The 13,859-nt window shown below is 71.3% G+C and carries 11 protein-coding genes and 1 pseudogene; 4 read left to right on the top strand and 8 right to left on the bottom strand.

Annotated elements, in window-relative coordinates; translation table 11 throughout:
* Together K4G64_RS33645 and K4G64_RS40740 are read left to right on the top strand one after the other, a co-directional pair.
* Nucleotides 1-416 (top strand): CdaR family transcriptional regulator (locus tag K4G64_RS33645; protein WP_221759705.1); only part of this gene is annotated, 416 nt, incomplete at its 5' end.
* Nucleotides 417-450: 34 nt separating this feature from the next.
* Nucleotides 451-624 (top strand): annotated as a pseudogene (locus tag K4G64_RS40740) (MFS transporter); the annotation flags it as partial.
* A 60-nt stretch (nt 625-684) separates the two neighbouring features.
* Here the strand turns inward: K4G64_RS40740 and serA are convergent.
* From serA to K4G64_RS33615, 6 genes are all read right to left on the bottom strand, one after another.
* On the bottom strand, nt 685-2,274 hold the full coding sequence (gene serA, locus K4G64_RS33640; RefSeq protein WP_185012073.1) for a phosphoglycerate dehydrogenase: 1,590 nt from the start codon (nt 2,272-2,274) through the stop codon (nt 685-687).
* A 313-nt stretch (nt 2,275-2,587) separates the two neighbouring features.
* Complete coding sequence (ilvC, locus tag K4G64_RS33635) at nt 2,588-3,586, bottom strand: ketol-acid reductoisomerase (protein WP_030851456.1); 999 nt, start codon at nt 3,584-3,586, stop codon at nt 2,588-2,590.
* 121 nt (nt 3,587-3,707) lie between these two features.
* Nucleotides 3,708-4,232 (bottom strand): acetolactate synthase small subunit, encoded by a 525-nt coding sequence (gene ilvN / locus K4G64_RS33630; RefSeq protein WP_010048631.1) that lies wholly within the window; start codon nt 4,230-4,232, stop codon nt 3,708-3,710.
* Nucleotides 4,233-4,267: 35 nt separating this feature from the next.
* A complete protein-coding gene (locus K4G64_RS33625; protein ID WP_190902718.1) occupies nt 4,268-6,118 on the bottom strand; it encodes an acetolactate synthase large subunit in 1,851 nt (616 codons plus the stop codon).
* 224 nt (nt 6,119-6,342) lie between these two features.
* Nucleotides 6,343-9,354, bottom strand: coding sequence for an EAL domain-containing protein (locus K4G64_RS33620; RefSeq protein ID WP_221759704.1), 3,012 nt, complete (start codon nt 9,352-9,354; stop codon nt 6,343-6,345).
* 425 nt (nt 9,355-9,779) lie between these two features.
* Nucleotides 9,780-10,730, bottom strand: coding sequence for a 2-hydroxyacid dehydrogenase (locus tag K4G64_RS33615; RefSeq protein ID WP_221759703.1), 951 nt, complete (start codon nt 10,728-10,730; stop codon nt 9,780-9,782).
* A gap of 77 nt (nt 10,731-10,807) precedes the next feature.
* On the opposite strand from K4G64_RS33615, the gene K4G64_RS33610 reads away from it, so the two are divergent.
* Both K4G64_RS33610 and K4G64_RS33605 read left to right on the top strand, forming a co-directional pair.
* On the top strand, nt 10,808-11,806 hold the full coding sequence (locus tag K4G64_RS33610) for an aldo/keto reductase (protein ID WP_221759702.1): 999 nt from the start codon (nt 10,808-10,810) through the stop codon (nt 11,804-11,806).
* 126 nt (nt 11,807-11,932) lie between these two features.
* The gene (locus tag K4G64_RS33605) at nt 11,933-13,105 is read left to right on the top strand and encodes a sorbosone dehydrogenase family protein (RefSeq protein WP_221759701.1); all 1,173 of its coding nucleotides are present in this window, start codon (nt 11,933-11,935) and stop codon (nt 13,103-13,105) included.
* Nucleotides 13,106-13,327: 222 nt separating this feature from the next.
* Here the strand turns inward: K4G64_RS33605 and K4G64_RS33600 are convergent, their stop codons facing one another.
* Both K4G64_RS33600 and K4G64_RS33595 read right to left on the bottom strand, forming a co-directional pair.
* Nucleotides 13,328-13,525, bottom strand: coding sequence for a DUF6191 domain-containing protein (locus K4G64_RS33600; protein ID WP_221759700.1), 198 nt, complete (start codon nt 13,523-13,525; stop codon nt 13,328-13,330).
* Between the two features lie 60 nt (nt 13,526-13,585).
* On the bottom strand, nt 13,586-13,859 hold a 274-nt coding region (locus K4G64_RS33595), incomplete at its 5' end, for a response regulator transcription factor (protein WP_221759699.1).

Genomic DNA, 13,859 nt, shown 5'->3' with positions numbered 1-13,859 from the left:
GCTCTGGCCCCGCCGCCGGTATCGCCACCCCCCGCTCCGGCCTCGCCGACCTGGCGACCGCCTGGGCAGAGGCGTCGGCGGCCGCCCGGGCGGCACTGGCCGAGGCGCGGTTCGGGCCGGTCGCGCAGTGGGCGTCGATCGGGCCGTTCCGGCTGCTCACGGCCCTGCCCCCGGAGGTCGTCCACGACCCCGTCGCCCGCACGCTGCTCGCCCCGGTCCACCACGAACTCGCCCGGACCGCCGAGGTCTTCCTCGACTGCGCCGGTCAGGCCGCCCGAGCCGCCGCCGAGCTGGGCATCCACCGCCAGACCCTGTACTACCGGCTGTCCCGCATCGAGAAGCTCACCGGACTCGACCTGGACGACGGCGAGGACCGGCTGCTGCTGCACATGGCCCTGAAGGCACACCGACTGTGAGGGGGACGCGTCACCTCCCTTCGACTTGCCGCCGGGGGACGCCCTGGCGACGGCGGCACGCGAAGCCTTCACCAGCGGCATGCACGCGGCGGTGGTCACGGGCGCGGTGCTGCTGGCCGGTGCGGCAGCGGCAGCGATGACCCTGCGAGGGGTGCGGGCACGCGAAAACGCCGGACAGGCTGATCAGCTCAGCCCGTCCGGCGTGTGAGACGAGCCCGTTCAGGGCGAACGGGGTTCCCGGGGGGCGAGCCCCCCGGGAATGGGGATGTCAGGCCAGGTTGACGGAGCGGGCCGAGGTCGCCCCGATCTCCGCGGCCACCTCGGCCAGCACGGTCGCGGTCACCGTGTCGTCCACGGTCAGCACCGCCAGCGCCTCGCCGCCGGCCACGGCCCGCGACACCTGCATGCCGGCGATGTTGAGGCCCGCCTCGCCGAGGATGCGGCCCACCGTGCCGACGACACCGGGGCGGTCCTCGTACTTCAGCACGATCATGTGGTCTGCGAGCGCGAGGTCCACGTCGTAGTCACCGACGGCGACGATCTTCTGGAGGTGCTTCGGGCCGGCCAGCGTGCCGGACACCGACACCTCCTCGCCGTCGGCGAGGGTGCCGCGCACCGTGACGACGTTGCGGTGCTCGGTCGCCTCGGAGCTGGTGGTCAGACGCACCTCGACGCCGCGCTCCTGCGCGAACAGCGGGGCGTTGACGTACGACACCGTCTCGTCGACGACGTCCTCGAAGACACCCTTGAGCGCGGACAGCTCCAGGACCTTCACGTCGTGCTGGGTGATCTCGCCGTAGACCTCGACGTCGAGGCGGACGGCGACCTCACCGGCGAGGGCGGTGAAGATCCGGCCCAGGCGCTCGGCGAGCGGCAGGCCCGGCTTGACGTCCTCGGCGATGACACCGCCCTGCACGTTCACCGCGTCCGGCACGAGCTCACCGGCGAGCGCGAGCCGCACGGAGCGGGCGACGGCGATACCGGCCTTCTCCTGCGCCTCGTCGGTGGAGGCGCCGAGGTGCGGGGTGCAGACGACCTGGTCGAACTCGAACAGCGGGGAGTCCGTGCAGGGCTCCTTCGCGTACACGTCGAGACCGGCACCGGCGACCCGGCCCTCCTTGAGGGCGGAGTACAGCGCCTCCTCGTCGACGATCCCGCCGCGCGCGGCGTTGACGATCCGCACGCTCGGCTTGACCTTGCGCAGCGCCTCGTCGCCGATCAGGCCGACCGTCTCGGGGGTCTTGGGGAGGTGGACGGTGATGAAGTCGGAGACCTCGAGCAGCTCGTCCAGCGACAGCACCTTGACGCCCATCTGCGCGGCGCGGGCGGGCTGGATGTAGGGGTCGTAGGCGACGACCTTCATGCCGAACCCGGACATGCGCTGGGCGACGAGCGCGCCGATGCGCCCGAGGCCGACGACACCGAGGGTCTTCTCGGCCAGCTCCACACCCGTGTACTTGCTGCGCTTCCACTCGCCGTTCTTCAGCGCGGCGTTGGCCTGCGGGATGTGGCGGGCGGTGGCGACGAGCAGACCGCAGGCCAGCTCGGCGGCGGTCACGATGTTGGAGGTCGGGGCGTTGACGACCATCACGCCGGCCTTGGTGGCGGCGGAGACGTCCACGTTGTCCAGGCCGACGCCGGCTCGTGCGACGACCTTCAGCTTGTTCGCGGCGGCGATCGCCTCGGCGTCGACCTTGGTCGCCGAGCGGACCAGGATCGCGTCCACATCGGCGATGGCCGGGAGCAGCTCGGCGCGGTCCGCGCCGTTGCAGTGCCGGATCTCGAAGTCCGGGCCCAGGGCGTCGACGGTGGCGGGCGACAGCTCTTCAGCGATGAGTACGACGGGTTTCGAGCTCACGTGAGTCCTCACAAGTCCAGTGCTGCGGACGGCCGTCCCGACGGCCGCAGGCGGTGGAGGGGTGCTTGCCGCGTGGAAGACGCACGACGCTGTGGGCCTGACGCGTATGTGTGCAGCAGTCTAGTGGCGCATGGGGCGTCGTCTTGTGCCGCTGCGGAAGGATCACCCGTCCGTGGCCGGACGGGATGGACAACGCCGTACCACCGACGTTACCCGGGGTTCACCGAAGGGGCCGGAGCGGGTTGGCTCCGGCCCCTCGGGCCCTGCCGTCACCTTTCCGACGGGAGGGTGACGGCGGGACCCGGCGGGCGGCTTACGCCTCCTCGTCGACCCAGCTCATGAGCTTGCGCAGCTCCTTGCCGGTGGTCTCCAGCAGGTGCTCGGAGTCCTGCTTCTTGTACTCGTTGTACTTCTTCAGGCCGCCGTGGTACTCGTCCATCCACTGCTGCGCGAAGGTGCCGTCCTGGATCTCGGCGAGGACCTTCTTCATCTCGGCCTTGGTGGCGTCCGTGATGATCCGCGGGCCGGTGACGTAGTCGCCCCACTCGGCGGTCTCGGAGATCGACCAGCGCATCTTCTCCAGGCCGCCCTCGTACATGAGGTCCACGATCAGCTTCAGCTCGTGCAGGCACTCGAAGTAGGCGATCTCCGGCTGGTAGCCGGCCTCGGTCAGGGTCTCGAAGCCCGCCTTGACCAGCGCCGCGGTGCCACCGCAGAGCACGGCCTGCTCACCGAACAGGTCGGTCTCGGTCTCCTCGGTGAAGGTGGTCTTGATGACGCCGGCGCGGGTGCCGCCGATGCCCTTCGCGTACGACAGGGCCAGCGCGAAGCCGTTGCCCGTGGCGTCCTGCTCGACGGCGGCGATGCACGGAACGCCGCGGCCCTCCTCGTACTGGCGGCGGACCAGGTGGCCCGGGCCCTTCGGGGCGACCATGCAGACGTCCACGCCGGCCGGGGGCTTGATGAAGCCGTAGCGGATGTTCAGGCCGTGGCCGAAGAACAGCGCGTCGCCGTCCTTCAGGTTGTCCTTGATGTGCTTCTCGTAGACCTCGGCCTGGATCGGGTCCGGGACGAGGATCATGATGACGTCGGCCTCGGCGGCGGCCTCCGAGGGGCTCACCACGCGCAGGCCCTGCTCCTCGGCCTTGGCCTTGGACTTGGAGCCCTCGTGCAGACCGACGCGGACGTCGACACCCGAGTCACGGAGCGACAGCGCGTGGGCGTGGCCCTGGCTGCCGTACCCGATGACCGCGACCTTGCGGCCCTGGATGATGGACAGGTCGGCGTCGGCGTCGTAGAACAGCTCGGCCACTTTGGGTTCTCTCCTCGGGAGTGCAGGTGTTGCGTCCCACCGTATGACGGGGGGCGGAAGGGAAGTCTCAGGGTCTCGGAATACGGGCGGCCGACGGCGCGCCGACCGCCCGTTTCGGGTCTTACGCCGACCGGTCCAGGGCGCGCAGCGACCGGTCCGTGATGGATCGGGCACCGCGGCCGATCGCGATCGTGCCGGACTGGACGAGCTCCTTGATGCCGTACGGCTCCAGCATCTTGAGCATCGCGGACAGCTTCTCGCCGGACCCGGTGGCCTCGATGGTGACGGCCTCCGGGGAGACGTCGACGGTCTTGGCGCGGAACAGCTGGACGATCTCGACGATCTGGGAGCGCGTCTCGTTGTCGGCGCGCACCTTCACCAGGACGAGTTCGCGCTGCACCGCCTGCGACGGCTCCAGCTCGACGATCTTCAGCACGTTGACGAGCTTGTTGAGCTGCTTGGTGACCTGCTCCAGCGGCAGGTCCTCCACGCCGACGACGATGGTGATGCGGGAGATGTCGGGGTGCTCGGTGACGCCCACCGCGAGCGAGTCGATGTTGAAGCCGCGGCGGGAGAACAGGGCGGCGATCCGGGCGAGGATGCCGGGGGTGTTCTCCACCAGGACGGAGAGCGTGTGCTTGGACATGATCTGCTTCCTCTGCTTGAAAGTCCCGACGGCTCTCAGTCGTCTTCGTTGTCGCCGAAGTCGGGGCGGACGTCCCGGGCGGCCATGATCTCGTCGTTGGAGGTGCCGGCGGCGACCATCGGCCAGACCATCGCGTCCTCGTGGACGATGAAGTCGACGACGACCGGACGGTCGTTGATCGAGTTCGCCTCCTCGATGACCTTGTCGAGGTCGTCCGGGGACTCGCAGCGGATCGCGTAGCAGCCCATGGCCTCCGACAGCTTCACGAAGTCGGGGACGCGGGTGCCGCGGGCCTGCGGGTTGACGTCGTCCGGGCCGGAGTGCAGCACGGTGTTGCTGTACCGCTGGTTGTAGAAGAGGGTCTGCCACTGGCGGACCATCCCGAGGGCGCCGTTGTTGATGACGGCGACCTTGATCGGGATGTTGTTCAGGGCGCAGGTGGTGAGCTCCTGGTTGGTCATCTGGAAGCAGCCGTCGCCGTCGATCGCCCAGACGGCCCGCTCGGGCGCTCCGGCCTTGGCGCCCATGGCGGCCGGGACGGCGTAGCCCATGGTTCCGGCGCCGCCGGAGTTCAGCCAGGTGGCCGGCTTGTCGTACTCGATGAAGTGGGCGGCCCACATCTGGTGCTGACCGACGCCAGCCGCGAAGATCGTGCCCTCGGGGGCGAGCTGTCCGATGCGCTCGATGACCTGCTGCGGGGAGAGCGAGCCGTCCTCGGGCTGGTCGTAGCCGAGCGGGTAGGTGTCGCGCCAGCGGCTCAGGTCCTTCCACCAGGCGCTGTAGTCGCCCTGGTGGCCCTCGCTGTGCTCCTTCTGGACGGCCTGGATCAGGTCGGCGATGACCTCGCGGGCGTCACCGACGATCGGCACGTCGGCGGCGCGGTTCTTGCCGATCTCGGCCGGGTCGATGTCCGCGTGGACGATCTTGGCGAACGGCGCGAAGCTGTCCAGCTTGCCGGTGACGCGGTCGTCGAAGCGGGCGCCGAGGGCGACGATCAGGTCGGCCTTCTGCAGGCCGGTGACGGCGGCCACCGAGCCGTGCATGCCGGGCATGCCCAGGTGCTGCGGGTGGTTGTCGGGGAACGCGCCGAGCGCCATCAGGGTGGTGGTGACGGGCGCGCCGGTGAGCTCGGCGAGGACCTTCAGCTCGGCGGTGGCCTTGGCCTTGAGCACGCCGCCGCCGACGTACAGCACCGGCCGCTTGGCCTGGGTGATCAGCTTGGCGGCCTCGCGGATCTGCTTGGCGTGCGGCTTGGTGACCGGACGGTAGCCGGGCAGGTCCATGGTGGGCGGCCAGGAGAAGGTGGTCTTCGCCTGGAGGGCGTCCTTGGCGATGTCGACCAGGACCGGGCCCGGGCGGCCGGTGGAGGCGATGTGGAACGCCTGGGCGATGATCCGCGGGATGTCCTCGGCCTTGGTGACGAGGAAGTTGTGCTTGGTGATCGGCATGGTGATGCCGACGATGTCCGCCTCCTGGAAGGCGTCCGTGCCGATCGCCTTGGACGCCACCTGGCCGGTGATCGCGACCAGCGGCACGGAGTCCATGTGCGCGTCGGCGATCGGGGTGACCAGGTTGGTGGCGCCGGGCCCGGAGGTGGCCATGCAGACGCCGACCTTGCCGGTGGCCTGCGCGTAGCCGGTGGCGGCGTGACCGGCGCCCTGCTCGTGCCGGACCAGGACGTGGCGCACCCTGGTGGAGTCCATCAGCGGGTCGTAGGCCGGGAGGATCGCACCGCCGGGAATGCCGAATACCGTGTCGGCGCCGACCTCCTCGAGAGAGCGGATGAGGGACTGCGCGCCCGTCACCTGCTCGGGGGCGGAGTGTCCTCCGGATCGGGGCCGGGGCTGCGGGTGGTGGGCCCCGGTGGCCTGCTCGGTCATCGGCATTCTCTTCTCAGATGCTGAGGGTTTTTGCGAGGTTTGTACGATCTTCGGCTGCTGCACGAAGGGTGCCTGTGCAACAAAAAACCCCTCGTGCCATAAGGCAAGCGAGGGGAGCGCGCCGGGTGGGGTCGCTGAGCGGTCGAGGCTCAGCGTCAGCCGACGCGCTTTCCAAGTACGAGAATTCGGGTGCGCATGGCACTGACCCTCCCCCCGGCACGCACTCACTGTCAAGTGGGTGGGACGGGAGTCTCATTATGTGAGCGCAGGGCCGTACCGCCTCCGATGACGGCGGTCACACCCGAGCTGTACACCCGCGGGGAGCCGCCCACTAACGCCGGTTCGGCCGGTCCGTTCGGCACCGGGTAGTGCCCGGCGGCGAGCGCCCGGCGCAGCCGGTACTCGTCGAGCGGCCCGGAGAACGCCATGCCCTGCCCGTGGGTGCAGCCCATCGCGCGCAGGGCGACGACCTGCTCGGGCAGATCCACCCCTTCGGCCACGGACTTCAGCCCGAGGTCGCCCGCGATGCGCAGCAGCCCGCTGGTGATCTTGTGCAGGCGTGCGGACTCGACGACGCCCTCGACCAGACCGCGGTCCAGCTTCAGGACGTCGACCGGCAGGCGCCTGAGCGCCGTGATCGCCGCGTAGCCGCTGCCGAACCCGTCGAGCGCGATCCGTACGCCGACCCGCCGCAGGGCGCCCAGGCGCCGCTCCAGCTCGTCCAGCGAGACCCTGGGGTCGGCGTCCGACAGCTCGATGATCAGCGCCCCGGACGGCAGCCCGTGCCGCGTGAGCAGCGCCTCGATCGTGCCGAGCGGCATCGAACGGTCCACCAGCCTGCGGGCACTCATCCGCACGACGACCGGCACGGACAGCCCGGTCGCGTGCCGCTCGGCGGCCTGCTCGACGGCCTCCTCGATCATCCAGCGGCCCAGCTCGGCGGTCTTGTCGCTGTCCTCGGCCACTCTCAGGAACTCCGCCGGGGTGAAGAGCACGCCCTGCGAGGAGCGCCAGCGCGCCTGCGCGGCCACCGACGTGATCCGGCCATCCTCCAGGGACACCACCGGCTGGTGCAGCAGGGCGAACTCCCCGTCGTGCAGGGCGGCCCGCAGGCGGGTGGCGAGCTCGGCCTTGCGGACGACGTCCTGCTGCATCTGCGGCTTGTACAGCTCGACGCGCCCCTTGCCGCCGGCCTTGGCGCGGTACATCGCCAGGTCGGCGTTGCGCAGCAGTTCGCCCGCGCCGAGACCGGATTCCGCGAAGGCCACGCCGATGGAGGCGTTGACGCGGACATCGTTGCCGTCGATGAGGTAGGGCTGGGACAGCGTCGTCCTGAGCCGGTCGGCGAGCTCCACTATGTGCCGCTCCCGGGCATCCCGGTCCCGGGTGTTGTCCCCGGCGATCAGCGCCGCGAACTCGTCCCCGCCGAGCCGGGCCGCGGTGTCGCCGTGCCGTACGGAGTCCTGGAGCCTGCGGGCGGCCTGGACGAGCAGTTCGTCCCCGGCCTGGTGCCCGATGGTGTCGTTGACGGCCTTGAAGCCGTCGAGATCGATGAACAGCACGGCCGTGTTCCGCAGGGCCACACCCCGGTCGGAGGCGCGGCGGCCCGAGAGGGCGTGCTGGACGCGCTTGGTGAACAGGGCGCGGTTGGGCAGGTCCGTGAGCGGATCGTGCTCGGCGTTGTGCTGCAACTGAGCCTGCAGCCGCACGCGTTCGGTCACGTCGCGGCTGTTGAAGATGAGGCCGCCGTGATGGCGGTTGACGGTCGACTCGACGTTCAGCCAGCCCCCGTCGCCCGAGCGGAAGCGGCACTCGATGCGTGTGGTGGGTTCCTCGACCGGGTTGGCGGCGAGGAACCTGCGGACCTCGTGCACGACGCAGCCCAGGTCCTCGGGGTGGATGAGGTTGGCCAGTTCCGTACCCACCAGCTCCTCCGCCGAGCGGCCGTACACGCCGGCGGCGGCCGGGGAGACGTACCTCAGGACGCCGCTGGGCGCGGCGATCATGATGACGTCACTGGAACCCTGCACCAGGGAGCGGAAGTGGTTCTCCTTCTGCGCCAGTTCCTGGGTGAGGGTGATGTTGTCGAGCAGCATGATCCCCTGGCGCACGACGAGCGCGAGCACCACCGTGCCCCCGGTCAGCAGGACCACGCGGTCGACACTGCGGCCGTTGAGGACGTTGTAGAGGATCCCCAGCGTGCACACGGCGGCCGCGAGATACGGCGTGAGGGCGGCCAGGGAGCCGGCGATGGGCCGGGCGGCCGGGTAGCGGCTGTGCTCGGAGCCGGGCAGGGGCGCCGAGTGGTGGGGCGCGCTGCGCTGCCCCGGCACGTGCTCGTGCACCACACGGGTACGGCCCGTGCCGGTGTGCCGGTCGGAGCCGAGCCGGTCGCCCTCCGCGCGGGGGGCGGCCCAGGGGGCGTACGCCAGGAGCAGCGAGCCCGCGAACCAGCCCGCGTCGAGCAACTGCCCGGAGCGGTAGTCGTGGTGCATGAGCGGCGAGGTGAACAGGGCGTCGCACATCACGGTCAGCGCGAGCGCGCAGATGGCGGTGTTGACCGCGGAGCGGTTCACCGCGGACCGCCTGAAGTGCAGGGCGAGCACCATGCTGACCAGCGCGATGTCGAGCAGCGGGTACGCCAGCGACAGCGCGATGTGCGCCACGCCGGGGCCTTCGGACTTCGCCGCCTGGGCGAGGGCGAGGCTCCACGCCAGCGTCAGCAGCGAGCCGCCGATCAGCCAGGCGTCGAGCCCCAGGCAGACCCAGCCGGCCTTGGTCACCGGCCGCTTGGCGAGCACGAGCAGTCCGACGATCGCGGGGGGCGCGAAGCAGAGGAAGAACAGGTCGGCGTAGCTGGGGCTGGGCACGGGCAGCCCGAGGACCACCTCGTACCACCCCCAGACCAGGTTGCCCAGGGAGGCCATGGCGGAGGAGAGGCCGAACAGCAGCCAGGCGGGTCGAAAGCGGGTGCGGCGGCTGCGGGCGTAGAGGATGCACGAGACGGCGGCGGTGCCGGCCGCGGCGCTCAGCCCGAAGTCGCCCATGATCAGGGCCACTTGGTACGAACCCCAGCCGAGCGCGGCACCGACGGCGTATCCAGCGCAGGCCAGGGCGAGGACGAGTTGGAGGGCCAGGCCCGGCCGGTGGCCGGGGGCCGGCGTGCGAGGCAGCAGCGCGCCCGGGGACGGAGGCTGTGCCCGCAGCGCTCCGTCCAGCGTGGGGGTGGGGGGCGCGCTCACCGGGCCCTCCCGGTCCGCGCCGCTCCCGGGTCCCGCGGGTCCCGGTGGACCGGCCGGTCATGCCTTCCGCGACTGCCGGGCCTGCGGTGGTGATGGCTGTGCTCGGCGTGGTGTTCGCCGTGGTGGGTGTGGTGGCCGACGTGATCGGCGTGCTGACCGCGTCTGCCCGCGGTCGTCCGCCCGGGTCGCCGCCGGCAGCCCCGCCCCGTCGGATCGCTCGTCCATAGGCCGTGCATCGCCTGTCGCCCCCCTCACAGTCTGAACTGTCCGTCCCCGGCGCCGAACGGTCCCCGGCGCAGCCCCTGTCGGGACGATACACCAGTCTCGTCACTCAGGGACATAGGTTCTCTACGCTCCGTGACGATCAACAGATATATGAGTACCCACCGCACCTGAAGGATTGCGGACGGTACTCGAAGGTTCTTTCAGTCGGTTGATGCACCCGTCGTAAGGATCACGTTGCGGAGCGGCTCCCGGTTCACATGACGGTTCAACTGGTCCACCAGGAGCCGCTTGGCGCGCGGAAGGAACGCGGAGGTGGGGCCGCCGACATGGGGGCTGATGAGTACCCCCGGCGCACGCCACAGGGGGTGTTCGCGCGCCAGCGGCTCCGGGTCGGTGACGTCGAGGGCGGCGGTGATGCGGCCGGTCTCCAACTCGGCGAGCAGGGCCTTGGTGTCCACGACCGGGCCGCGGGCGACGTTGACGAGGAGCGCGCCGTCCTTCATGCGGGACAGGAAGTCGGCCCCGGCCAGGCCACGGGTGGTTTCGTTGAGCGGGGTGGACAGGATGACGACGTCCGCCTCCGGCAGCAGCGTGGGGAGTTCGGTGAGCGGATGCACGGGACCGCGCGCCGTGGTGCGCTCGGAGCGCGCGACGCGCGCCACCCGCGCCACCTCGAACGGAACGAGCCGGTCCTCGATGGCCTCCCCGATCGAGCCGTAGCCCACGATGAGGACGTTCTTGTCGGCGAGCGCGGGGCGGAATCCGCCGAGCCACTCCCCCCGGTCCTGCGCGCGGACGAAGTCGGGGATCCCGCGCAGCGACGCCAGGATCAGCGCGAGGGTGAGCTCGCCGGTGCTGGCCTCGTGCACCCCGCGCGCATTGCACAGCCGCACGCCCGCCGGCAGCCGCCCGAGGCCCGGCTCCACGTGGTCGATCCCGGCGGAGAGGGTCTGCACGACCTGCACGTTGCTCATCCGCCCCAGGGGACGCACGCACAGCGGACTGGGCTTCATGTAGGGGACGACGTAGAAGGCGCAGTCGGCCGGGTCCGCGGGGAACTCCTCCGCGCCGTTCCAGAAGCGGTAGTCCGGGCCCTCGGGGAGTCCCTCGATCTCGTCCGGCGGGATGGGCAGCCACACGTCAGCAGTCATGCTCTGGAGGCTATGTCAGGAGCGTGCGACGGCAGAGGTTAGGTTGGGGTGGCTCGAACAGGGAGGGTCACGACCAGGTGGAGCGCAGGACGATCGGCGCGGCGGCGCTCGCGGTGGGGGCCGTCGGACTCGGGTGCATGCCGATGAGCTGGGCCTACAGCGCGTCGAGGCGGCGCGGCGACGAGTCGCTCAGGGCGGTGCACCGGGCGCTCGATCTGGGCGCGTCCCTGCTGGACACGGCCGACATGTACGGCCCCTTCACCAACGAGCTGTTGCTGGGGCGGGCGTTGAAGGAGCGGCGGTCCGACGCGTTCGTGTCGACGAAGGTCGGGCTGCTCGTGGGCGACCAGCACATCGTCGCCAACGGCCGCCCCGGGTACGTGAAACGCGCCTGCGACGCGTCGCTGCGGCGGCTCCAGACGGACGTCATCGACCTGTACCAGCTGCACCGGGCCGACCCCGAGGTGCCGGTCGAGGAGACCTGGGGCGCGATGGCGGAGCTCGTCCAGGCCGGGAAGGTGCGGGCGCTGGGCCTGTGCGCGGTGGGGGCGCGGGCCGGGCGCCGGTCCGGGGCCGGGCTGCACGACGGAACGATCCGGCAGCTGGAGCGGGTGCAGCAGGTCTTCCCGGTGAGCGCGGTGGAGGCGGAGCTGTCGGTGTGGTCGCCGGAGGCGCTGGAGACCCTGCTGCCGTGGTGCCGGACGCGGGGCGTCGGTTTCCTCGCCGCGATGCCGCTCGGCAACGGCTTCCTGACCGGCAGACTGCGGCCCGGCGCCGGGTTCGAGGCGGACGACCCGCGTGCCCGGCACCCCCGCTTCACGGCCGAGATGATGGCCGCGAACCAGCCGGTCGTCGCGGGCCTGCGCCGCATCGCCCGCCGGCACGGCACGGACGTCACACCCGGCCAGGTGGCCCTCGCGTGGGTGCTGGCCCAGGGCCCGCACGTGGTCCCGGTCCCGGGCACCAAGCAGGAGCGCTGGGTCACGGAGAACACGGCCGCGACGGCGGTGCGCCTGACCCCCGACGATCTGCAGGAGATAGCCGGGCTGCCGCCGGCCCAGGGTTCCTGGGACTGAGCCCCGGCCCCGCCTCGGGTGCGTTTCGGGCAAACCCTGTGTTCCCGGTCCGGCGTCGCGTGATCGGGAACCTGAGAGCCGCGAGCGGTGTATGACAGGGAGAGGACCCGCCCCGTCGAAGGGACCATGATCGTGCGACGTCGAGCCGTCCCGGCCGTGCTGGCCGCCACCGCGCTCCTGCTGACGGCCGGTTGCTCCTCCGACAGCGGAGGCTCGTCCGGCAAGCAGGCGAGCACCTCCCCGAGCCGTACGGCACCGGGCTCGTCCGCGCCGCCGGGGCGGGCCGCCGAGGAGACACCGCCCGCCAAGGGGTCGGTGAAGGTGGTCCGCACCGTCGCCGAGGGCCTGGACTCCCCCTGGGGGCTCGCTCCGCTGCCGGGCGGTGGCCTGCTCGTCTCCTCCCGGGACGACGGCACGATCGTCCGGGTCGACGAGAAGACCGGCAAGAAGACCGAACTGGGCGAGGTGCCCGGGGTTTCGGCGGCCGGTGAGGGCGGCCTCCTCGGGATCGCCCTGTCCCCCGACTACGCCTCGGACCACATGGTCTACGCGTACTTCACCTCGGCCTCCGACAACCGCATCGTCCGCATGATCTACGACGAGCAGAAGCCGGCCGGCCGGCAGCTCGGCGCGCCCGACACGGTCTACAAGGGCATCCCCAAGGGCTTCATCCACAACGGCGGCCGCATCCAGTTCGGCCCCGACAAGATGCTCTACGTGGGCACGGGCGAGAGCGGCGACACCGGCCTGTCCCAGGACAAGGACTCCGTGGGCGGCAAGATCCTGCGCCTGACCCCGGAGGGCGAACCGGCGCCGGGCAACCCCTTCCCGGACTCCCCGGTGTACTCGTACGGCCATCGCAACGTGCAGGGCCTGGCCTGGGACGGCAAGCAGCGGCTGTTCGCCTCGGAGTTCGGGCAGGACACCTGGGACGAGCTCAACGCGATCAAGCCGGGCGACAACTACGGCTGGCCGGAGGCCGAGGGCCGGTCCGGCGACAAGCAGTTCCACAACCCGATCGACCAGTGGACGACGGCCGAGGCCTCCCCCAGCGGCATCGCCCACGCCGAGGGCTCGATCTGGATGGCGGGCCTGCGCGGCAAGCGGCTCTGGCGCATCCCGCTGAACGGCACGGAGGCCGCGGCCGAACCGCAGGCCTTCCTGGAGGGCGAGTACGGCCGGCTGCGCACGGTGGTCTCTGCGGGCGGCGACCGGCTGTGGCTGGTGACCAGCAACACGGACGGCCGGGGCAGCCCGAAGGACGGGGACGACCGGATCCTGGAACTGCGGGTGACCTAGCGGCCCCTAGGCCGTGTCCGCAAAGTCCCGCCTGCCCCGCGACGCCTGGCACGCGCCCCCGAGCTCTCGACACCGCTCGAGCAGGGGGTACCCCCACTCGCCGCACCGGACGTAGCCCCAAGTACGTCCAGTACGAGGGACTCCGCCCGGCGCGACGAGAGCACGCACCAGACGCCGCGGGGCCCGCCCTCCGGGCGGACGACGGGACCTTGCGGACACGACCTAGCCGGGCCCCTGGCCGCCGGGGTTCTCGGGCTCCTCGTCGGGCGGGCGTACGACGACCTTTCCGGACGCGAGGTCTATCGGCCCGCGTCCGGGATCGCCGTCCCCGACGTCCTCACGGGTCAGTTCCAGGCGGTTCTGCTCGTCGCGGGTGTGCTTGCGCCCGGGCGAGAACAGCTCCTCGAACATGTTGAACAACGGGTGCCTCCCTGGGCCGCGGGCCTCACGCCGTCCGCGACGTCCTTTACAGCGTATGCCTCAGCCCGCCGGACCGGGCATGAGCAGTTCGGCCGGGAACAGCCCCAGGCGGTGCGCCACCGCCGCGGCCTCGCCCCGCCCGGAGACGCCGAGCTTCCCCAGGATGTTGGAGACGTGCACGCTCGCCGTCTTCGGGGAGATGAACAGCTCCTGCGCGATGCGGCGGTTGGTGTGGCCGGCGGCGACCAGGCGCAGGACGTCCCGTTCCCGGCTGGTGAGGCCGAGGGCCTCGGCGGGGTCGGCCGGCGCGGGGCCGGGCCGCGTGGCGGGGGTG

Origin of the sequence: Streptomyces sp. WAC04114, assembly GCF_019733245.1 — a bacterium.
In the GTDB taxonomy this organism is placed as follows: Bacteria; Actinomycetota; Actinomycetes; order Streptomycetales; family Streptomycetaceae; genus Streptomyces; species Streptomyces massasporeus_A.
The sequence above is the reverse complement of the archived record's forward strand: the minus strand, read 5'-3'. Positions and strand labels throughout refer to the sequence as shown.